This window comes from Streptomyces sp. Q6, assembly GCF_036967205.1.
Taxonomy (GTDB): domain Bacteria; phylum Actinomycetota; class Actinomycetes; order Streptomycetales; family Streptomycetaceae; genus Streptomyces; species Streptomyces citrinus.
Map to the genome: position 1 here is coordinate 5,615,481 of NZ_CP146022.1, position 19,496 is coordinate 5,634,976.

At 71.7% G+C, this 19,496-nt stretch carries 19 protein-coding genes, 1 tRNA gene and 1 pseudogene; 11 read left to right on the forward strand and 10 right to left on the reverse strand.

Annotated features, from left to right (window positions below; translation table 11 throughout):
* Positions 1-34: 34 nt before the first annotated feature.
* Positions 35-108: transfer RNA gene (locus V2W30_RS26215), tRNA-Met, on the forward strand.
* Between the two features lie 77 nt (positions 109-185).
* On the opposite strand, the gene V2W30_RS26220 is transcribed toward V2W30_RS26215, so the two are convergent.
* From V2W30_RS26220 to V2W30_RS26235, 4 genes are all read right to left on the reverse strand, one after another.
* Positions 186-1,325 carry an ABC transporter substrate-binding protein gene (locus V2W30_RS26220; protein WP_338700269.1) on the reverse strand — a complete coding sequence of 380 codons (1,140 nt, stop codon included), beginning with the start codon at positions 1,323-1,325 and terminating at the stop codon, positions 186-188.
* 42 nt (positions 1,326-1,367) lie between these two features.
* The gene (locus V2W30_RS26225) at positions 1,368-2,234 is read right to left on the reverse strand and encodes an ABC transporter permease (protein ID WP_338700271.1); all 867 of its coding nucleotides are present in this window, start codon (positions 2,232-2,234) and stop codon (positions 1,368-1,370) included.
* Positions 2,231-2,992 carry an ABC transporter ATP-binding protein gene (locus V2W30_RS26230; RefSeq protein WP_338700273.1) on the reverse strand — a complete coding sequence of 254 codons (762 nt, stop codon included), beginning with the start codon at positions 2,990-2,992 and terminating at the stop codon, positions 2,231-2,233. The genes V2W30_RS26225 and V2W30_RS26230 overlap by 4 nt, the downstream gene beginning before the upstream one ends.
* A gap of 270 nt (positions 2,993-3,262) precedes the next feature.
* A complete protein-coding gene (locus tag V2W30_RS26235; RefSeq protein ID WP_338700274.1) occupies positions 3,263-3,682 on the reverse strand; it encodes a Fur family transcriptional regulator in 420 nt (139 codons plus the stop codon).
* A gap of 137 nt (positions 3,683-3,819) precedes the next feature.
* Between V2W30_RS26235 and katG the strand changes: the two genes are divergently transcribed.
* A complete protein-coding gene (katG, locus tag V2W30_RS26240; RefSeq protein ID WP_338700275.1) occupies positions 3,820-6,036 on the forward strand; it encodes a catalase/peroxidase HPI in 2,217 nt (738 codons plus the stop codon).
* 147 nt (positions 6,037-6,183) lie between these two features.
* Here the strand turns inward: katG and V2W30_RS26245 are convergent, their stop codons facing one another.
* Together V2W30_RS26245 and hisN are read right to left on the reverse strand one after the other, a co-directional pair.
* Positions 6,184-6,591 carry a CBS domain-containing protein gene (locus tag V2W30_RS26245; RefSeq protein ID WP_338700277.1) on the reverse strand — a complete coding sequence of 136 codons (408 nt, stop codon included), beginning with the start codon at positions 6,589-6,591 and terminating at the stop codon, positions 6,184-6,186.
* Between the two features lie 152 nt (positions 6,592-6,743).
* On the reverse strand, positions 6,744-7,538 hold the full coding sequence (gene hisN / locus V2W30_RS26250; RefSeq protein ID WP_338700279.1) for a histidinol-phosphatase: 795 nt from the start codon (positions 7,536-7,538) through the stop codon (positions 6,744-6,746).
* Positions 7,539-7,794: 256 nt separating this feature from the next.
* Here hisN and V2W30_RS26255 point away from each other — a divergent pair, with 256 nt between their 5' ends.
* A complete protein-coding gene (locus V2W30_RS26255) occupies positions 7,795-8,391 on the forward strand; it encodes a TetR/AcrR family transcriptional regulator (RefSeq protein WP_338700280.1) in 597 nt (198 codons plus the stop codon).
* A 32-nt stretch (positions 8,392-8,423) separates the two neighbouring features.
* On the opposite strand, the gene V2W30_RS26260 is transcribed toward V2W30_RS26255, so the two are convergent.
* From V2W30_RS26260 to V2W30_RS26275, 4 genes are all read right to left on the reverse strand, one after another.
* On the reverse strand, positions 8,424-8,747 hold the full coding sequence (locus V2W30_RS26260) for a multidrug efflux SMR transporter (RefSeq protein WP_338700281.1): 324 nt from the start codon (positions 8,745-8,747) through the stop codon (positions 8,424-8,426).
* Between the two features lie 118 nt (positions 8,748-8,865).
* Positions 8,866-9,876 (reverse strand): ribosome small subunit-dependent GTPase A, encoded by a 1,011-nt coding sequence (rsgA, locus tag V2W30_RS26265; protein ID WP_338700282.1) that lies wholly within the window; start codon positions 9,874-9,876, stop codon positions 8,866-8,868.
* A gap of 13 nt (positions 9,877-9,889) precedes the next feature.
* The gene (aroA, locus tag V2W30_RS26270) at positions 9,890-11,230 is read right to left on the reverse strand and encodes a 3-phosphoshikimate 1-carboxyvinyltransferase (protein WP_338700284.1); all 1,341 of its coding nucleotides are present in this window, start codon (positions 11,228-11,230) and stop codon (positions 9,890-9,892) included.
* 36 nt (positions 11,231-11,266) lie between these two features.
* The gene (locus tag V2W30_RS26275) at positions 11,267-11,968 is read right to left on the reverse strand and encodes a M50 family metallopeptidase (RefSeq protein WP_338700286.1); all 702 of its coding nucleotides are present in this window, start codon (positions 11,966-11,968) and stop codon (positions 11,267-11,269) included.
* A 64-nt stretch (positions 11,969-12,032) separates the two neighbouring features.
* Here V2W30_RS26275 and V2W30_RS26280 point away from each other — a divergent pair, with 64 nt between their 5' ends.
* The 8 genes and pseudogenes from V2W30_RS26280 to def all read left to right on the forward strand — a co-directional run bounded on the left by V2W30_RS26280 (position 12,033) and on the right by def (position 19,448).
* Positions 12,033-12,848: an SOS response-associated peptidase gene (locus V2W30_RS26280; protein WP_338700288.1), complete on the forward strand. Its 816-nt coding sequence runs from the start codon at positions 12,033-12,035 to the stop codon at positions 12,846-12,848.
* Between the two features lie 63 nt (positions 12,849-12,911).
* Positions 12,912-13,556: an alpha/beta family hydrolase gene (locus V2W30_RS26285; protein WP_338700289.1), complete on the forward strand. Its 645-nt coding sequence runs from the start codon at positions 12,912-12,914 to the stop codon at positions 13,554-13,556.
* 242 nt (positions 13,557-13,798) lie between these two features.
* Positions 13,799-14,473, forward strand: a complete 675-nt coding sequence (gene sigR, locus V2W30_RS26290; protein WP_338703764.1) for an RNA polymerase sigma factor SigR — start codon at positions 13,799-13,801, stop codon at positions 14,471-14,473.
* Positions 14,470-14,766, forward strand: a complete 297-nt coding sequence (rsrA, locus tag V2W30_RS26295) for a mycothiol system anti-sigma-R factor (RefSeq protein WP_338700291.1) — start codon at positions 14,470-14,472, stop codon at positions 14,764-14,766. The genes sigR and rsrA overlap by 4 nt, the downstream gene beginning before the upstream one ends.
* Before the next feature lie 185 nt (positions 14,767-14,951).
* A complete protein-coding gene (locus tag V2W30_RS26300) occupies positions 14,952-16,286 on the forward strand; it encodes an HD-GYP domain-containing protein (RefSeq protein WP_338700293.1) in 1,335 nt (444 codons plus the stop codon).
* A 14-nt stretch (positions 16,287-16,300) separates the two neighbouring features.
* A pseudogene (locus V2W30_RS26305) lies at positions 16,301-17,562 on the forward strand (HD-GYP domain-containing protein).
* A gap of 108 nt (positions 17,563-17,670) precedes the next feature.
* A complete protein-coding gene (locus V2W30_RS26310) occupies positions 17,671-18,651 on the forward strand; it encodes a hypothetical protein (RefSeq protein WP_338700295.1) in 981 nt (326 codons plus the stop codon).
* 146 nt (positions 18,652-18,797) lie between these two features.
* Positions 18,798-19,448 carry a peptide deformylase gene (gene def / locus V2W30_RS26315; protein ID WP_338700297.1) on the forward strand — a complete coding sequence of 217 codons (651 nt, stop codon included), beginning with the start codon at positions 18,798-18,800 and terminating at the stop codon, positions 19,446-19,448.
* Positions 19,449-19,496: the final 48 nt, after the last annotated feature.

The window sequence follows — 19,496 nt, forward strand, 5'->3', positions numbered from 1 at the left end:
GGTCGGAGGGGTCCCGTAAGGTTGCGTTCAACGGCGCGGGGTGGAGCAGCTCGGTAGCTCGCTGGGCTCATAACCCAGAGGTCGCAGGTTCAAATCCTGTCCCCGCTACTGAAAGTCCTGAGGCCCGGAGCGTAAAGCTCCGGGCCTCAGGCGTGTTTCCGGACGGGCTCCGGGATGGCGCGCGGTCAGGACGTGTGGCCGACCGCCTCCTCGTACAGTTTCCTGTCCACCGTCCTGGACTCCGGCAGCGGATCGCCCTCCGCGACCCCCGCCGCCTTGTAGGCGGCCTGGAGCCGGTCCGTCGTGCCGCCGCGGATCTCCCAGTCCATGCGCAGTGACGGCGTCGACTCCAGGACGTCCTTGTCCGTCTTGAGCAGAGCGGCCAGCTCCGTCACGAACGCGGGGTCCTTCTTGTAGTCGCCCGGGAAGTACGTGTTCACGGTGCGGATGTACGCGCGCAGGAGGGCGACGCCCGCGTCCGGGTCGTCCTTGAGGAGGTTCGGGCCGAAGAGGAGGCCGCCGAGCGGTTCGCCCTGGGGCTGGCCGCCGAGGAACGCGAAGCGCTGGTCGCCGTCGATCCTGCGCCAGACGGGGTCGAGCAGCCAGGCCGAGTCGACGCCGCCGTTCTGGAGCGCGGTCAGGACGTCGGCCGAGCCGAGCTGCTGGAACCGGATCTTGTCGAGGCCGCCGCCGTGCTTCTTCAGCGCGGTGTTCATGGGGTACGAGATGACGGATCCCTTGCCGATCATCGTGCCCAGCTTCCGCCCCGCCATGGGGACGTGCGACGCGGACTGCCCGTCCTTCAGGCGTACCCACAGGCCGGACCGCGACTTCGGGTCGGGGGAGAAGTTCCCGGCGACCCACTTGATGTCGAAGCCGCCGAGGATGCCGTTCATGACGGCGGCCTCTGGCGCGGCCCACTGGGCGTCGATGTCGCCCTTGGCGAGGAGGGGGAGGGCGTCCGGGGTGGGCAGGACCTTCAAGGTCACATCCAGGCCCTCCTTGGCGAACTCGCCCTTCTTGAGCGCCATTTCGAGCGGAGCCACGTACTCGGCGCTGAGCGTGCCCGTCGCGATCGTCAGCTTGCGGGTCTTGCCGAGCTTGACGGGGGCGGGGGCGCCGGAGGCGCAGCGGGCCGGCTTCCGGTCCGGGGCGAGGTCGGCGGGATCGGTCCAGCTCCCCTCGCCGCAGCCCGCGACCGCCTTGATCGTGCGGGGCTTCGCGGCCGCCGCGTCGGACGCGGCGTCGTTCTTGGCGCACGCCGTCGCCCCGATCAGCAGAGCGCCGGTCACGAGCAGGGTCGTTCCCATGGTTCTGGTGCGCATGGAACCTCCGTACACAGCGATCCTCCGTACACAGCGATGAGGTCAGGACTGGCCGCGGCCGCGGTCGCGCGGGGCCCACGGAGTGAGCAACCGGCCCGCGAGGCGCACCAGTTCGGAGAAGACGACGCCGAGGACGGCCACGCAGACGATGCCGACGAACATCACGTCGTTCTGGAACAGGGCGCGGGCGTCGAAGATGAGATGGCCGAGGCCGTTCGTCGCCGCTATCTGCTCCGAGGCGACGATGACGAGGACCGCGACGCCCGCCGCGATGCGCGCGCCCACGAGGACGGCGGGCAGCGAGGCGGGCAGCAGGACGTGGCGGAACATCTGCCAGGGGGAGGCGCCGAAGACCTGGCCCGCGTCGCGGTGTCCGGACGGGACGGAGACGACGGCCGCCATCGTCGAGATCCATACGAAGAAGAAGACCGTCGCCGCGACGAGCGCGATCTGGGGGCCCTCGCCGAGTCCGAACATGTTGAGGAAGACGGGGAGCAGGGCCAGTTTCGGGACGACGTAGAGAGCGTCGAGGAGGGGTTCGAGTGCCGCGCGGATCAAGGGGATCGACCCCATGAGGAGGCCCAGGAGGTAGCCCGCGACGGTGCCGATCGCGTAGCCCGCGAGGACGCGCTTGAGGGTGGCCCGGACGTCGGGCCACAGGTCGCCGGCGGCCGCCCGGTCCCAGCCGTCGGCCAGGATCGTGGAGGGGGCGGGGTAGACGCGGGCGTCGATCCAGGCCTGCGTCGCCGCCAGCTGCCACAGCAGGACGAGGGCGAGCGGGACGGCGGCGGCGAGCGAGAGTTCGAGGGCGCGGCGCCTGCGGCGGGTTCGGGCGGGGTGGAGTTCCTGGGGCCCCGGGGCGCGGACCAGGAGGTCGGCGGTGTCCTCGGCGGGGGCGGTCGTGGTCATGCCGGGACCGCCTCCTGGTGCACCTCGCCGCGCAGCAGGTCCCACAACTCGCCCTTCAGGGCGGTGAATTCAGGGGTGGCGCGGATGTCTCCCGTGCGCGGGCGGGGGAAGGGCGGGCGGCGCTCCGCGATCACGCGGCCGGGCCGCGCCGACATCACGAGGACGCGGTCGCCGAGGACGATCGCCTCCTCCAGGCTGTGCGTGATGAACAGCGTGGTGGTACGGGTCGTCTGGGTGAGGGCGAGGAGCTCGTCCTGGAGGATCGTGCGGAGCTGGGCGTCGAGCGCGGCGAAGGGCTCGTCCATGAGCAGGATCTCCGGCTCGACCGCCAGTGCCCGTGCGATCGCCACGCGTTGGCGCATGCCGCCGGAGAGGGCCGCGGGGTACGCGTCGGCGAAGTCGGCGAGGCCCATCCGGGTCAGCCAGCCGCGGGCGCGGGCGTTCGCCTCCTTGCGGGGGACCTTCTGGATGTCGAGGCCGAACCGGACGTTGGCCAGGACCGTCTTCCAGTCGTAGATGCCGTAGTCCTGGAAGATCATCGCGGCGGGGCGGGGGCTGCTGGTGCGGATCTCCAGGGTGCCGGTGGAGGGACGGGTCAGGCCCGCGGCTATCCGGAGCAGGGTGGACTTGCCGCACCCCGAAGGGCCTACGACACAGACGAATTCGCCGGGGGCGACCGTGAGGTCCAGGGGGCCGAGGGCGTGCGTGGTGTCGAAGGTCCGGGTGAGGTCGGTGGCGCGGAGTTTGTGTGGGTGCACGGAGCCCTCCGGGGGTGCGGCGGAGTGTGGTGGGCGCCCGCGAGAATATGACGGGGTGTCAGATTTCGGAAGAGGGTGCGTGGCTGGGGCACGCTTCGGCGGCGGTCGTGGGCTCGTCGCGGGTGTTCGCGTCGTTCGCCGTGCTCCGGCGGGGCACATCAAGAAGGCCCGCACCTGTGAGGTGCGGGCCTTCTTGATGGTCGACATGCGGGGGTGTTGCCGGGTGCGGGCTGATCGCGCAGCGGTCCGCGCCTCCGCTGAAGGGACGCTCTACGCCTTGGCCGCGCAGTTGGGGCACAGGCCCCTGTACGTGACCTCGACGTCCGAGATGGTGAAGCCGAAGCGCTCGGTGTCGGGGAGGTCCGTCAGCGGGTTGCCGCTCGGGTGGACGTCGCGGATCTGGCCGCACCGGGCGCAGACCAGGTGCTGGTGCGGACGGTGCGCGTTCGGGTCGTACCGCTTCGCGCGCTTGTCCGTGGCGACCTCGATGACCTCGCCGAGGGAGACCATCTCGCCCAGCGTGTTGTACACGGTGGCGCGGGAGATCTCGGGAAGCTTGGCGACGGCGCGGGCGTGCACCTCGTCGGCTGTCAGATGGACGTGGTCCCCGTCGAGGACCTCGGCGACGACGCGCCGCTGGGCGGTCATACGCCAGCCGCGTCCGCGCAGTCGTTCCAACAGGTCACTCATACAGACCAGCCTAACAGTCAAGGGACCCAGGTCCCGAACGGGCGTAAGTTTGGAGCATAGCTTGACTTAGACATTGTCCATTGTAGGATCACAAACGGCTCAGGCCAAGCGACAGGACGACTCCGGAAGGGCCCCCAATGTCCGAGAACCATGAAGCAATCGTCACTGACCCGAAGGCTGAGGGGACGGGTGGTTGCCCGGTCGCGCACGGCCGTGCGCCGCACCCGACCCAGGGCGGAGGAAACCGTCAGTGGTGGCCGGAGCGGCTCAATCTGAAGATCCTCGCCAAGAACCCCGCCGTGGCGAATCCGATGGGGGAGGACTTCGACTACGCCGAGGCGTTCAACGCCCTGGACCTGCCCGCCGTGAAGCGGGACATCGCCGAGGTGCTCACCACCTCGCAGGACTGGTGGCCGGCCGACTTCGGCAACTACGGCCCGCTGATGATCCGTATGGCCTGGCACTCGGCCGGTACGTACCGCATCAGTGACGGCCGCGGTGGCGCGGGCGCCGGGCAGCAGCGGTTCGCGCCGCTCAACAGCTGGCCGGACAACGCGTCCCTGGACAAGGCCCGCCGGCTCCTGTGGCCGGTCAAGAAGAAGTACGGCAAGAGCATCTCCTGGGCCGACCTCATGATCCTCACGGGCAATGTGGCGCTGGAGACGATGGGCTTCGAGACCTTCGGCTTCGCCGGTGGCCGCGAGGACGTGTGGGAGCCCGAGGAGGACGTGTACTGGGGCCCCGAGACCGAGTGGCTCGGCGACGGCCGCTACACCGGCGACCGCGAGCTGGAGAACCCGCTCGGCGCCGTCCAGATGGGCCTCATCTACGTCAACCCGGAGGGCCCGAACGGGAACCCGGACCCGATCGCCGCGGCCCGCGACATCCGTGAGACGTTCCGCCGCATGGCGATGAACGACGAGGAGACCGTCGCGCTCATCGCCGGTGGCCACACCTTCGGCAAGACCCACGGCGCGGGCCCCGCGGACAACGTGCAGGCCGACCCCGAGGCCGCTCCCATGGAGCAGCTGGGCCTCGGCTGGAAGTCCACGTACGGCACGGGCGTCGGCAAGGACGCGATCACGTCCGGCCTCGAGGTGACCTGGACCAGCACCCCGACCCGGTGGAGCAACGGGTTCTTCGCGAACCTCTTCGAGCACGAGTACGAGCTCACCAAGAGCCCGGCCGGCGCCCACCAGTGGATCGCGAAGGACGCCGAGGAGACCATCCCGGACGCCTTCGACGCGTCGAAGAAGCACCGCCCGACGATGCTCACCACCGACCTGTCGCTGCGCTTCGACCCGATCTACGAGCCGATCTCGCGCCGCTTCTACGAGAACCCGGACCAGTTCGCGGACGCCTTCGCCCGCGCCTGGTACAAGCTGACGCACCGCGACATGGGCCCCGTCGTCCGCTACCTCGGCCCGGAGGTCCCCTCCGAGACGCTGCTGTGGCAGGACCCGCTGCCGGCCCGCACCGGTGAGCTGATCGACGCCGCGGACATCGCCTCCCTCAAGGAGCGCATCCTCGGTTCCGGCCACTCGGTCTCCGAGCTCGTCTCCGCCGCCTGGGCCTCCGCGTCCTCCTTCCGCGGCAGCGACAAGCGCGGCGGTGCCAACGGCGCCCGCGTCCGCCTGGAGCCGCAGCGCAACTGGGAGGTCAACAACCCCGACCAGCTCGCCGCGGTCCTGCGCACCCTCGAAGGCGTCCAGGAGGCGTTCAACGCCCAGGGCGGCAAGCAGGTCTCGCTCGCCGACCTGATCGTGCTCGCGGGCTCGGCGGCCGTCGAGAAGGCGGCCAAGGACGCCGGTCACGACGTCACGGTGCCGTTCAGCGCGGGCCGGGTCGACGCCTCGCAGGAGCAGACGGACGTCGAGTCGTTCGCCGCGCTGGAGCCGACCGCCGACGGCTTCCGCAACTACGTGGGCAAGGGCAACCGCCTGCCCGCCGAGTACCTGCTGCTCGACAAGGCGAACCTGCTCAACCTGAGCGCGCCCGAGCTGACGGTCCTCGTCGGCGGCCTGCGCGTGCTGGGCGCCAACCACGCCCAGTCCAAGCACGGCGTCCTCACGGACCGGCCGGGCACGCTGACGAACGACTTCTTCGTCAACCTGCTCGACCTGGACACCGAGTGGAAGTCGACGTCCGAGGCGCAGGACGAGTTCGAGGCGCGTGACGCGTCGGGCGCCGTCAAGTGGACCGGCACCCGCGCCGACCTCGTGTTCGGCTCGAACTCCGAGCTGCGCGCCGTCGCCGAGGTCTACGCGAGCGACGACGCGAAGGAGAAGTTCGTGAACGACTTCGTCGCCGCGTGGTCCAAGGTCATGGACCTCGACCGCTTCGACCTGGTCTGAGTCCTGGTGGAGCGGTGATCCGAGCCCCGGTCCGCGTCCTGGTCGGGGGCCCTGATCCGAGGCTGTGGTGAGGAGGGCCGGTTCCTTTCGGGGAGCCGGCCCTCTTCGTCGTACGGAGACGGTCGTACGCGTGTGTCCCGTGCGGGATCAGACCGTCAGGGTCGAGGCCGCCGCGTGCCGCCTGGTCGGGGCCCAGCAGCGGATGATGTCGCGGACCGACACGATGCCGATCGCCTCCTGGCCGTCGAGCACGATGAGGTGACGGAAGCCGCCGTGCGACATGGCCTCCGCGGCGTCGTCCAGCGTCCAGGCCGGAGCGGCGAAGACGACGTCGGTCGTGGTGTGGGTGCCCGCTGTCTCGTGGTCCGGGTTCTGGTCGAGGCCGACGGAGTTGAGGATGTCGCGCTCGGTCAGGATGCCGATGCCGGAACCGTCAGGGTCGAGGACCACGGCCGCTCCGACGCGGCGGGCGGCCATCAGACGGGCCGCCTGGCGCAGGGTGTGGGTGGGACCGATGGTGAGGACCATCGTGCTCATGGCGTCACGGACGAGCATGGATGGAGCCACCTTTCCTGTGTGAGTCACCTGTGGCACCGCGGCCCCGCGGGAGCGGACTCCTACGAGAAACGGTTCACAAGTTCACAAGTGGGGGGACTCTCAGAGTTACAGGTAAAGGGAGCGTCAACAAGGGGGCGCGGGAGGTGAGTTCAGGGGCGCAGGTAGCTCAACAGCTCGCCGTGCAGCAGGCCGTTCGACGCCGCCGCGTTGCCGCTGTGCGGGCCCGGACGCCCGTCGAGGCCCGTGAAGGAGCCGCCCGCCTCGGTCACGATGATCGCGTTCGCCGCCATGTCCCACAGGGAGAGCTCCGGCTCGGCGCACAGGTCGATCGAACCCTCGGCGACCATCATGTAGGGCCAGAAGTCGCCGTACCCGCGGGTGCGCCAGACGGCGCGGGTCAGGTCCAGGAACCCGTCGAGGCGGCCCTGCTCCTCCCAGCCGGTCAGCGAGGAGTACGCGAACGAGGCGTCGGCCAGCCGGCCCACCTTCGAGACGTGCAGCCGGGTCGCCGAGGTCAGGCTGCGGCCCGTGTACGCGCCCGCTCCCTTCGCCGCCCACCAGCGGCGGCCGAGCGCGGGCGCCGAGACGACGCCGACGACCGGCTGGTAGCCGCCTTCGCCCGCCTCCATGAGGGAGATCAGCGTGGCCCACACCGGGACGCCGCGGACGTAGTTCTTGGTGCCGTCGATCGGGTCGATCACCCAGCGGCGCGGACCCGTGCCCTCGACCCCGTACTCCTCGCCGAGGACCGCGTCCCGCGGCCGTGCCCGCTGGAGGTGATTGCGGATCAGCTCCTCGGCGGACTTGTCGGCCTCGCTCACCGGCGTCATGTCCGGCTTCGTCTCCACCTTCAGGTCGAGCGCCTTGAACCGGTCCATCGTCGCGGCGTCGGCGGCGTCCGCGAGGACGTGGGCGAGACGCAGATCATCGTGGTAGTCGGGCATGAGTGAACAGTATCGATCGTGGTCGGTCCGCTGCTACAGGGCCTGATGCGAAGCCTGAGGCGGTACGGGGCGTGATGCGCGGTGTGTGCCGGTACGCGCGGGGTGTGGGCCGCGACGCGGGCCTGACCCGACGCTTGACCCGGAGGCGGGCGGGCAACCGGGGGGCAGGAGGCCGTGCGGGCTATTGACAGAGCGGACAACCCCGTCAACTCTGGCGAAACAAGCCGTACGCACACTGCGGCCCCGGGAGGCGACGATGCCTGCAGCGCGGGAATCCCTGCTCGACGCGGCGTACACGGCGCTGGCGCGACGCCCATGGTCCGGGGTGCGGATGGTGGACGTGGCCGCGGTCGCCGGGGTCTCCCGGCAGACCCTCTACAACGAGTTCGGCTCCAAGGAGGGGCTCGCCCGCGCCCTCGTGCGGCGTGAGGCCGACGCCTACCTCGCGGGCGTCGACCGGGCCCTGAAGGAAGGCGGCCTCGACACGGTCGCCGAGTGGACGGTGGCGAGCGCCCGACGCAATCCGCTGGTGCGGGCCACGCTGACCGGCTGCTGGAGCGAGCGGCTGCCCTCCCCGACCCTGTCCGCGGTGCCGTCGTCCTCGGCCGTGCCGGCGCAGCGCCGCGCGGACGGCCCGCTGCCCGCGCCGACCGACTTCGTCAGTGCCGTACGCGACCGGTCCCTGGCCGCGCTCGGGTCGCCGGGCGCCGCGAAGGGCGAGACGGAGACGCTGGCGCGGGACTGCGAGCTGGCGGTGCGGCTCGCGCTGTCGTGCGTGATGGTGCCGCCGGGCGAGGGCGGAGTGGGGCGGATGGTGCGGGAGGCCATCCGGCCCGGACGGGTCGCGAGCTGAGCGGGCGGGGGGGCGCCGGACCTCCGGGACCGTCAGTGCGCCGAGCCCGACAGCTGGAGGCCGATCACGCCCGCGATCACCAGGCTGATCGAGACGATCTTGAGGGTGGAGACCACGTCACCGAGGAAGATCATTCCGTAGATCGCGGTGCCGGCCGCGCCGATGCCCGTCCACACCGCGTACGCCGGACCCACGTCCAGCTTTCTCAGCGAGAGCGTGAGGAGGCCGAAGCTGCCGAGCGCGAACGCGGCGAACGCGATCGTCGGCCACAGCCGGGTGAAGCCGTGCGAGAGCTTCAGACAGACGGCGAAACCGGTCTCGAGAATCCCCGCGACGACCACCAGCAGCCACGCCATGCGTATTGCCTCCCGCGTTCCACTGATCTCGGTGTGCGTGTTCCCGATCTCGATCTTGCGTCCGGCTTGGTGCGATTATGCCTTTACCGGTGCGCGGGGGCAGCAAACAAGCCGGAGGTCAGTCGCCCTCGCGGCGCTCGCGGGTCGCGAGCAGCCGACGCAGCGAGTAGAGGCGCGCCGGGTCCGCGTGCCCCGCCTCCACCCAGGCGTCCAGGGCGCAGTCCGGCTCGTCGTGGCTGCACGCGCGCGGGCAGTTCTCCGTGCCGGGCTCCAGATCGGGGAAGGCGTGGATGACGCGCGACGGGTCCACGTGGTGCAGGCCGAACGAGCGGACGCCCGGGGTGTCGACCACCCAGCCCGCGTCGTCCGACAGGGGCAGCGCGAGCGCGGACGTCGTGGTGTGCCGGCCGCGGCCCGTGACCGCGTTGACATGCCCCGTCGTACGCCGCTGGTCCCGCGCCACCAGCGCGTTGACCAGGGTGGTCTTGCCGACGCCGGAGTGCCCGACGAACGCGGTGATCTTGCCGTCGAGCTGCTCGCGCACCCGGGCCACCGCCGAGCCGTTCTCCAGCTCCTCGCGGCTGGTCACGACGTAGGGGATGTCGAGGTCGCCGTAGAGCTCCAGGAGCTTGTCCGGCGGGGCCAGGTCCGACTTCGTGAGGACCAGGAGGGGGTCGAGTCCGCTGTCGTACGCGGCCACGAGGCAGCGGTCGATCATGCGCGGGCGCGGCTCGGGGTCGGCGAGCGCGGTGACGATGGCGAGCTGGTCCGCGTTGGCGACGACGACGCGCTCGTACGGGTCGTCGTCGTCGGCCGTGCGGCGCAGCACGGAGGTGCGCGGCTCGATCCGCACGATGCGCGCGAGCGTGTCCTTCTTGCCGGTCAGATCGCCGACGACGGCCACCTGGTCGCCGACCACGGCGGCCTTGCGGCCCAGTTCGCGGGCCTTCATCGCGGTGACGGGGACGTCGTCGATCAGGACGGTCAGACGCCCTCGGTCGACGGTGAGGACCATGCCCTCCGAGGCGTCCTCGTGCTTGGGCCTGATGTTGGTCCGAGGCCGGTTGCCCTTGCGATTCGGGCGCTGGCGGATGTCGTCCTCGTCGGTGTTCTTGCTGTAGCGGCGCATCGCGTCTCGTTCCCTACGGCCTGTCGGTCCCGAGGCGGTCCGTGCCGAGCATGGTGGTCCACATCTCGGGGAAGTCCGGCAGCGTCTTCGCCGTCGTCGCGACGTTCTCGATCTGCACGCCGTCCACGGCCAGGCCGATGATCGCCCCCGCGGTCGCCATCCGGTGGTCGTCGTACGTGTGGAAGATCCCGCCGTGCAGCCGGCGCGGGCGGATGTGCAGGCCGTCGGCCGTCTCCGTCACGTCACCGCCCAGTTCGTTGATCTCCTTGGTGAGCGCGGCCAGCCGGTCCGTCTCGTGCAGGCGCAGGTGGGCGACGCCGCGCAGTGTGGACGGGCCGTCGGCGAGCGCGGCCACGGCGGCGATGCCCGGGGTCAGCTCCCCGACCTCGCCCAGGTCCACGTCGATGCCGTGGATCGTGCCGGTGCCGGTGAACTCCAGGCCGTTCTCCGTCAGCTCGCAGCTGCCGCCCATCTCCGTGAAGATCTCGCGCAGCGCGTCGCCGGGCTGCGTGGTGTGCGCCGGCCAGTCGGGGATCGTCACCGTGCCGCCGGCGATCAGGGCCGCGGCCAGGAACGGCTGGGCGTTCGACAGGTCCGGCTCGATGGTGATGTCCCGGCCGAGCAGGGCGCCCGGCGTGACCCGCCACACGTTCGCCTCGCCGCCCGACTCCGGGGTGTCGACCTGGGCGCCGACCGCGCGCAGCATGTCGACCGTCATCCGGATGTGCGGCATCGACGGGAGCGTGGAGCCGGTGTGCCTGACCTCCACGCCCTGGTTGAAGCGCGGCCCGGAGAGCAGCAGGGCGCTCACGAACTGGGACGACGACGAGGCGTCGATCTCGACCGGGCCGCCGTCGAGCGCCCCTCCGCCGTGCACGGTCAGCGGCAGCGCGCCGCGCCCCTCGTCGTCGATCCGGGCGCCGAGCGCGCGCAGCGCGTCGATCACGCCGTGCAGCGGACGCTCGTACGAACGCGGGTCGCCGTCGAACCGGATCGGCCCGTCGGCGAGCGCGGCGACCGGCGGCAGGAAGCGCATGACCGTGCCCGCGTTGCCGACGTCGATCGTGGCCGGGCCCTGGAGCCCGGAGGGGATGACGCGCCAGGCCTCGCCGGAGCCGTCGGGGCCCACGCCCTCCTCGATGCCCACGCCCATCGCGCGCAGCGCGCCCACCATCAGCAGGGTGTCGCGCGAGCGCAGCGGGCGGCGCAGCCAGCCCGGCTCCGCGGCGAGCGCGGCCAGGACGAGGGCGCGGTTGGTGACGGATTTCGACCCCGGCACCTGGACGGTGGCATCGATGGCTCCGCTCGCGAGAGGAGCGGGCCAGAGTGCGGTGTGCGCGGGGTTCGTGGTCATGCCTTTACTTTAGTGGGCCTGGCAGGACCCACCTGTTCACAGGCCGAGCAGCCAGCGACCGCCGCCGAGCAGTGCGCACAGTGAGACGGCGTGGAAGAAAAAGAACCACATTCCCGCGGGGACGTGCGTGAGGCGGGAGAGCTGATCGGCGTCCGAGTCGCCGGCGCCGCCGCGACGGCGCTTGGACTGGAGCTCGAACGCCGGCCGGACCCCGCCGAGCAGCAGGAACCACACCACCGCGTACGCGAAGGCCGCCTGCACCTGCGGTCCGGCCAGCCAGGACACCAGCAGGAACGCCCCGCCGGACACCACCACGGTCAGCACGCCGTACGCGTTCCTGATCATCACCAGCATCGCCACGAGCAGCGCCGTGGCCAGCCACAGCAGCAGCGTGATGTGCCCCTCGGCGAGCAGCGCCGCGCCGCCGAGGCCGAGCAGCGGCGGGGCCGTGTACCCGGCGGCCGCGGTGAGGATCATGCCGAGGCCGGTCGGTTTGCCGCGGCTGACGGTCAGACCGCTGGTGTCCGAGTGCAGCCGGATGCCGTCGAGGCGGCGGCCCATCAGGAGGGCGATCAGTCCGTGGCCGCCCTCGTGGGCGATGGTGATGGCGTTGCGGGAGAGCCGCCAGACGTTGTGCGGGACGATCGCGGCGAGCGCGACGACGCCGGTGGCGATCACCACCCACTGGTCGGGGTCGGACTGGGTTCCGAAGATCCGGTCCCAGAGGCTGGTGTCCATGGTTTCCGGCTGCTCCCGTTCGTATCGCTTCGATGGTCGGTCGGGTTCTGGCACTGTGGCACGTATGTGCGGACGGTATGCATCGAGTCGTAGCCCCGAGGATCTCGCAGGAATCTTCGAGATCGAGAAGTGGGAGCCCCAGGAGGCCCTGGCACCCGACTACAACGTGGCTCCCACGAAGGAGGTCTACGCGGTACTCGACCGCCCGGTGAAAGACGCCGAGGACCCCCGTCCGGTTCGCCAGCTCCGCACGCTGAAGTGGGGCCTCGTGCCGTCGTGGGCCAAGACGCCGGAGGGCGGGGCCCGGATGATCAACGCGCGGGCCGAGACGGTCCACGAGAAGCCCTCGTTCCGGCGGGCGTTCTCCACCCGGCGGTGCGTCATCCCCGCCGACGGCTATTACGAGTGGGTGACCGGGTCAGCCGAGCGGGACCTGGAGGTCGAGGGCAGGAAGAAGCGCCCGCGCAAGCAGCCGTACTTCGTGACGCCGGCGGACGGCTCGGTGTTCGCCATGGCCGGGCTCTACGAGTTCTGGCGCGACCGGACCCTGCCGGACGAGCATCCGCTGGCCTGGTGGGTGACGTGCTCCGTGATCACGCTGGAGGCGGAGACCGCTCCGCTCGGGGTCGCGCCGAAGGAAGGGCCGCGGTCGCTGGCGGACATCCACCCGCGGATGCCGCTCATGCTCACACCGGACCGCTGGGACGCGTGGCTCGACCCGTCCCGCACGGACCCGGAGGACGTCCGCACGCTCCTGGAGCCGCCGCCCCAGGGGCTGATGCGGGCGTACCCCGTCTCCACGGCCGTCAGCAACGTCCGCAACAACGGGCCCGAGCTCCTCGACGAGCTGGACGGCCCGGAGGTCGGGACGCTGTTCTAGCCGTGACCGCCCCACGCGCCGCACGTGCCCGCGAAACCCGCCCGCCCCGTGCACCATGACCCCGTGACCCGTACAGAAACCGTCCCCACCGAAACCGGCGACGCCCGCATCACCTGGCACCCCGCGAAGCGCCCCGCCCTGATCCTGGCGGCGAGCCACGGGGCGGGCGGCGGCATCGAGGCGAGGGACTTGCAGGCCCTCGCCGCCACCCTGCCGGCCCACGGGGTGACCGTGGCCCTCGTCGAGCAGCCCTGGCGCGTGGCCGGCAAGAAGGTGGCCCCCGCGCCGAAGACCCTCGACACCGGGTGGCGCGGCGTATGGCCCACGCTGGCCGAACCCGGGCTCCCCGTGATCGCCTCGGGCCGCAGCGCCGGCGCCCGAGTGGCCTGCCGCACAGCGGAGGAGCTGGGCGCGGCCGCCGTGCTCGCGCTGAGCTTCCCGCTGCACCCGCCGGGCAAACCCGAGAAGTCGCGCGCCGACGAACTCCTCGGGGCGGGCGTGCCGACCCTCGTCGTCCAGGGCGGCAACGACCCGTTCGGCAGGCCCGCCGAGTTCCCCGAACCCGCAGGACCCGCCCCGTACGAGATCGTCGAAGTGCCGTACGGCGACCACGGTTTCGCCGTTCCGAAGCGCGCCGACCTCACCCAGGACGAGGCCCTCGCCGTGCTCACCGACGCCGTCGTCGCGTGGACTGGATCACTCCCGTAGAACCGGGGAATGTCGAGCGTGGGGCGACTGTTGTGCGGACTGTAGGAACACAGTCGGTACGAGAGGAAGTCCGCCGCATGGGTTCGACCATCTGCCCGAGCCGTGCCACCACTCCTGACCTGGAGTGGAGCGTGCTGAGCGCGGCCAAGACCGTCCCTATTCGGGCGGCGGGCGGACCGGATCGTCGTCTATCCTCCGATTCGAGTGGGACCTCACTGGGTCTCATGCCGTCGTTGGAGGAGGTGGGTCCGGTCACAGGGACCGACGCAGGGACCGAACATGGCCAGGCGGACGAGCGCCCGGAGCCGGCGGAGAGCACTGCCGAGCGCAACGCCCGCTTCGAGCGGGACGCGCTGGAGTTCCTCGACCAGATGTACTCCGCGGCGCTGCGCATGACGCGCAACCCCGCGGACGCGGAGGACCTGGTGCAGGAGACGTACGCCAAGGCGTACGCGTCGTTCCACCAGTTCCGCGAGGGCACCAACCTCAAGGCGTGGCTGTACCGGATTCTGACGAACACCTTCATCAACTCGTACCGCAAGAAGCAGCGCGAGCCCCAGCGCAGTGCGGCCGAGGAGATCGAGGACTGGCAGCTGGCGCGCGCCGAGTCGCACATGTCGACCGGTCTGCGCTCCGCCGAGTCGCAGGCGCTCGACCACCTGCCCGACTCGGACGTGAAGTCGGCGCTCCAGGCGATCCCGGAGGAGTTCCGCATCGCCGTCTATCTCGCCGACGTAGAGGGCTTTGCGTACAAGGAGATCGCGGACATCATGGGGACACCCATCGGGACAGTGATGTCCCGGCTCCACCGGGGCCGTCGCCAGCTGCGGGGCATGCTGGAGGACTACGCCCGTGACCGCGGGCTCGTCCCGGCCGGCGCCGGAGAGTCGAACGAAGCGAAAGGCTCGGGCTCATGAGCTGCGGAGAGCCGCACGAGACGGACTGCAGTGAGGTCCTCGACCATCTCTATGAGTACCTCGACCACGAGATGCCGGACCCGGACTGCACCAAGTTCGAGGTGCACTTCGAGGAGTGCTCCCCGTGCCTGGAGAAGTACGGCCTGGAGCAGGCCGTGAAGAAGCTGGTCAAGCGGTGCTGCGGCTCGGACGACGTGCCCAGCGATCTGCGGGCCAAGGTCATGGGGCGGATCGAAGTGATCCGGTCCGGGCAGGTCGCCCCCGACGACGGCATGGGGAACTCCCTCACCTGACGCAACTTCAGCGGCGGGGGCGGGAGTTCGGCCCCACCGGCTCCCGCGGCCCGTTCGTCACTTCGTTCACCCGATCGTGCTAATCCGGGGCCCCGCTGCCCCGGTATTCCGCACGATGCGGCCCGCGTGTCTCTCCCCGCGTCCTATTCTCCGTGAACTGAACGCCACGGAGAGGGAGTTGAGGCATGCGGTCGGTTCCGCCGGTGGCCCGCGCCTATGTGCTCCTGGCCGTCGGCGCCGCCCTCGTCTGCGCCGCGCCCGCGGTCACGTCCGCCACCTCCTGGCCCGCCGTCGGGCTGCTCGCCTGCCTGTACGCGGGGTGCGAGCAGGTCGGACGCTGCCGGATCATCGGGCGCCGGGCGCCCCAGGGCATGGGGACCTTCTTCCCCGTACTCCTCGCAGGAGCGTTTCTGCTGCCGCCGTCGGCCGCGGCGCTCGTCGCCGTGCCCGGCGCGCTGCTCACCCACGTCGAACAGCGGCCGGCCGGGCTGCGCCGGATCTGGCGGGCCGCCCGGCTCGCCCTCGCGCTCTGGGCCTCGGCGCGGCTCTTCGGCGCGCTCGGCGGCCCCGAGGCGGTGTCCGCGCCGCACTTCCCGTACGCGCTGGTGCCCGCTGCCGCCGCCGTCCTCGCCTTCTGCGCCGTCCTCACCGTCCTCGACTGCGGCATCCTCGCCACCGCCGAGCGGGTCTCCGTCCGCGGCGCGTGGCCCGGTCTCCTCCTGCGCTCCCTCGGCCCGGTCGCCGTGCACGGCCTGGCCGGACTGGTGATGGCGGTGCTGTGGGCGAGCCCGTACGGCCCGGCCGCCGCGCTGCTCGTGCTGCTCCCCATGTACATCTCCTGCTGGGTCTTCGCCCAGTACCAGCGCGAGCGCGCCGCCCACCAGGCGACCATCCGCGCCCTGGTGCAGGCCGTCGACATCAAGGACGGCTACACGCGCGGGCACAGCGAGCGGGTCGGCCAGGCGTCGATGATGATCGCCCGTGAACTGGGCATGGACGACGAGCGGGTCGAAGTCCTGCGGTTCGCCGGAATCCTGCACGACGTGGGCAAACTCGGCGTCCCCACCCGGCTGTTGCGCAAGGACGGGCCGCTCACCCCCGAGGAGCGCGAGATCATCCAGCTGCACCCCGAGTACGGGCACGAGATGGTGCGCGGCATCGGGTTCCTGGGCGAGGCGCGGTCGGCGATCCTCCACCACCACGAGCGCCTCGACGGCAGCGGATACCCGTACGGGCTCGCCGGGCAGCAGATCCCCGAGTGCGCCCGGGTGGTCGCGGTGGCCGACGCGTTCGACGCCATGACCTCGACCCGTACGTACTCGCGGGCGCGGCCGGTGCCGGTCGCCCTCGCGGAGCTGGAGCGGTGCTCGGGGTCCCAGTTCGATCCGGTGATGGTGGAGGCGCTGGTCCAGGTGTTGCGGCGGGAGGGGTGGCATCCCGTGGTGACGGCCGACGAGACGGCGGCGCTGCCCACGCCCCGTGCGGAGGGCGTGCCGGTGCCGGGGGCGGCGTCCCGGTGACGGGGGCGGTGTCCATGGCGGTGCCCCGGGCGCCACGGGTGCCCCTGTTCGTCGTCGGGGTGTACGCCGTCGCCTGTGCCGTCACCGTCGTCGCGCTCGGTGAGACCCTCTGGCGCGGGGTCGACGACCGGGGCGTCGCGCTCGCCTTCGGAGTGCTCGTCGCCGTGGGGAGCTGGCGCGCCGGGGCGGCGGCGGGGACCGGGAGCCCGCGCCGCTGGGCGCCGCGGGCGCCCTCGCGTACGCGCTGCTCGGCTCGGTGGCGGGACAGCCCACGCACCACGGCGTGGGGCAGGTCGTGACCGTCGCCGTCGCCGGGGCGCTCGTCGGCTGCGTCCCGCACGTCGCGCGCGGCACGGGGCCCACGCTCGACCACATGGCGCGACGGGTGCTGACCGTGGGGTTCGCGGCCGTGTGCTTCCAACCGCTCTACAACCAGGGCAAGTTGGAGGAGTGGTTCGGCGACGGCGCGTACTACGCGCTGCTCATCGCCGGACTGCTCGTGCTGACCGCGCTCTGCGACGGGGTGCTCGCCGCGGCCATGGCGCACGCCAGGACCCGGTGGCCGTTCGGCCCGCTGCTCCGCGACGAGCTGCGGGCCATGCTCGGGATCGGCTCCGCCGTGTGCGCCACGGGCGCCGTGATGGCGCTCGCCGCGGCCGTCGCCGGGCTGTGGGCGCTGCCCGTCATCAGCCTGCCGCTGCTCCTCACCCAGCTCGCCTTCCGGCGCTACGCGGCGGTGAAGGCCACGTACCGCCAGACCATCACCTCGCTGGCCCGCGCCACCGAGATCGCCGGATACACCCCGCACGGGCACGCCCTGCGGGTCGCGGCGCTCAGCCGGGCCGTCGGGCGCGAGCTGGGACTCTCCGAACCCGACCTGACCGTCCTGGAGTACGCGGCCCTGATGCACGACATCGGACAGCTGTCCCTGCTCGACCCCGTCGCCGAAGGGGCCACCGCCGCCCTGCCCACCGCCCAGCAGCGGCGGATAGCGCTGCTCGGCGGCGCCGTCGTCCGGCAGACGGGGGTGGACGCCCAGGTCGCCGTGGTCGTCGAGCGGCAGGCCGATCCGTACCGGGACCAGCCGCTGTCCGCGCGGATTGTGCGGACAGCGAACGCGTACGACGAGATGGCGAGGGAACAGGGCCCTCAGGGACCGCTCACGGCCCTGGAGCGACTGCGTCTGGCCACCGGCCGCGACTACCAGCCGGAGGTCGTCGAAGCGCTGGCCAGAGTGGTCGCCCACCCGGGTCTGCGCCTAGGGTCGGCTGGGTAACCCATGGGTAATGAGCGGGCGTCCGACCGTACGTGGTTGGATGCGAAGAAGCCCACAAAAGAGGCGCGCCCCGGGGGTGCGGGCCTCGAGTATCGGCAGGCAGGAATCGTGAGGATCTTCGGCAAGGGACGGCACCGGCCCTCCGCCTCGTGGCGGCAGGCCACAGACCGCGCGTTCACGCTGATCGGCGACGGTCGGTACGAGGACGCGGGGGCGCTGCTGACCCGTGCCGCCGACCTGGAGCCCTGGCTCTCCGAGTCCTGGTTCAACCTCGCGCTGCTGCACAAGTTCCGGCACGACTGGGAGCAGGCGCGCACCGCGGGACTGCGGGCCGTCGCGCTGCTCGACCGGGAGGCCGGCGCCCCGGACTGGTGGAACGTCGGGATCGCCGCCACCGCGCTCCAGGACTGGCCGCTCGCGCGACGGGCCTGGCAGGCGTACGGGCTGAAGGTGCCGGGCGGCGCCGCGGCCGCCGGTGAGCCGACCGGGATGGACCTGGGCAGCGCCGCGGTCCGCCTCTCGCCGGAGGGCGAGGCCGAGGTCGTGTGGGGGCGCAGGCTCGACCCCGCGCGCATCGAGGTCCTGTCGATCCCGCTGCCGTCGTCGGGACGGCGCTGGGGCGAGGTCGTCCTGCACGACGGCGTGCCGCACGGCGAGCGGACGACCGCGGCGGGCCACTCGTTCCCCGTGTTCGACGAGATCGAGCTGTGGGCGCCGTCGCCGGTGCCGACGTGGGTCGTCCTGCTCGAAGCCGCCACGGAGGCCGACCGGGACGCGCTGGAGCGGCTGGCCGCCGACGCCGGGTTCGCGGCGGAGGACTGGTCGTCGTCGGTGCGGCTGCTGTGCCGGATGTGCTCGGAGTCACGGATGCCGTCCGACGAGGGGGACGGCGAGCACCTCGATCCGCACGACCACAGCGAGCCGGGGCACCCCGGGCCGCTGGGGCACGTGACGGACGGGCAGCTGTGGGTGCCGGAGCGTGAATGCGGGGTGGCCGCGCCGGCTTCGCTGGTGCGCGGGCTGCTGGACGGCTGGGTCGCGGATTCGCCCGACTCCCGGGACTGGCGGGATCTTGAAGAGGTGTGCTGACGCGCGTGATCGACCGCGTGTTCGTCGTGGCTGGTCGCGCCCCGCGGCGGAGCCCCTGAGGGACCCGGTCCCGCGCCCGGGCGGCGCCGATCTCCCCGTACCCTGGTAGGTATCACCCCGTTTCCCTAGGAAGGCTTGCGTCCGTCATGGCCCAGCAGGACACCGATCAGCAGCACGGCGGCGTGCTCCCCGTCGACGACGAGGGCTTCGTCGTCGACACCGAGGACTGCGAGGCGCGCGAGGCGGCCTACCGGGAGCGCGGGACGTCGCGGCCGATCACCGTCGTCGGGAACCCGGTCCTGCACAAGGAGTGCAAGGACGTGACCGAGTTCGACGCCGAGCTCGCGCAGCTGGTCGACGACATGTTCGCCAGCCAGCGCACCGCCGAGGGCGTGGGCCTCGCCGCCAACCAGATCGGCGTCGACCGCAAGGTCTTCGTCTACGACTGCCCGGACGACGAGGGCGTGCGCCACACCGGCGTCGTCTGCAACCCGGTCCTCCAGGAGCTGCCCGCGGACCGCCGCCGCCTCGACGACTCGAACGAGGGCTGCCTGTCCGTGCCGACGGCGTACGCCGAACTCGCCCGCCCCGACTACGCGGTGGTCACCGGGCAGGACGAGAAGGGCAACGCGATCACCGTGCGCGGCACCGGCTACTTCGCGCGCTGCCTCCAGCACGAGACGGACCACCTGTACGGGTACCTGTACATCGACCGGCTCTCGAAGCGGGACCGGAAGAACGCGCTGAAGCAGATGGAGGAAGGGACCCCGCGCTACGAGGTGGTCCCCAACAGCTGAGCCCAGCCTGCTGGTTGAGCGCCGAGCGGCGCCTGGTGCGGAAGTTTC

Coding starts and splice junctions, on each gene's coding strand:
- V2W30_RS26220 (WP_338700269.1), bottom strand. CDS start 1,325: ATGCGCACCAGAACCATGGGAACGACCCTGCTCGTGACCGGCGCTCTG.
- V2W30_RS26225 (WP_338700271.1), bottom strand. CDS start 2,234: ATGACCACGACCGCCCCCGCCGAGGACACCGCCGACCTCCTGGTCCGC.
- V2W30_RS26235 (WP_338700274.1), bottom strand. CDS start 3,682: ATGAGTGACCTGTTGGAACGACTGCGCGGACGCGGCTGGCGTATGACC.
- katG (WP_338700275.1), top strand. CDS start 3,820: ATGTCCGAGAACCATGAAGCAATCGTCACTGACCCGAAGGCTGAGGGG.
- V2W30_RS26245 (WP_338700277.1), bottom strand. CDS start 6,591: ATGCTCGTCCGTGACGCCATGAGCACGATGGTCCTCACCATCGGTCCC.
- hisN (WP_338700279.1), bottom strand. CDS start 7,538: ATGCCCGACTACCACGATGATCTGCGTCTCGCCCACGTCCTCGCGGAC.
- V2W30_RS26255 (WP_338700280.1), top strand. CDS start 7,795: ATGCCTGCAGCGCGGGAATCCCTGCTCGACGCGGCGTACACGGCGCTG.
- V2W30_RS26260 (WP_338700281.1), bottom strand. CDS start 8,747: ATGGCGTGGCTGCTGGTGGTCGTCGCGGGGATTCTCGAGACCGGTTTC.
- rsgA (WP_338700282.1), bottom strand. CDS start 9,876: ATGCGCCGCTACAGCAAGAACACCGACGAGGACGACATCCGCCAGCGC.
- aroA (WP_338700284.1), bottom strand. CDS start 11,230: ATGACCACGAACCCCGCGCACACCGCACTCTGGCCCGCTCCTCTCGCG.
- V2W30_RS26275 (WP_338700286.1), bottom strand. CDS start 11,968: ATGGACACCAGCCTCTGGGACCGGATCTTCGGAACCCAGTCCGACCCC.
- V2W30_RS26280 (WP_338700288.1), top strand. CDS start 12,033: ATGTGCGGACGGTATGCATCGAGTCGTAGCCCCGAGGATCTCGCAGGA.
- rsrA (WP_338700291.1), top strand. CDS start 14,470: ATGAGCTGCGGAGAGCCGCACGAGACGGACTGCAGTGAGGTCCTCGAC.
- V2W30_RS26300 (WP_338700293.1), top strand. CDS start 14,952: ATGCGGTCGGTTCCGCCGGTGGCCCGCGCCTATGTGCTCCTGGCCGTC.
- def (WP_338700297.1), top strand. CDS start 18,798: ATGGCCCAGCAGGACACCGATCAGCAGCACGGCGGCGTGCTCCCCGTC.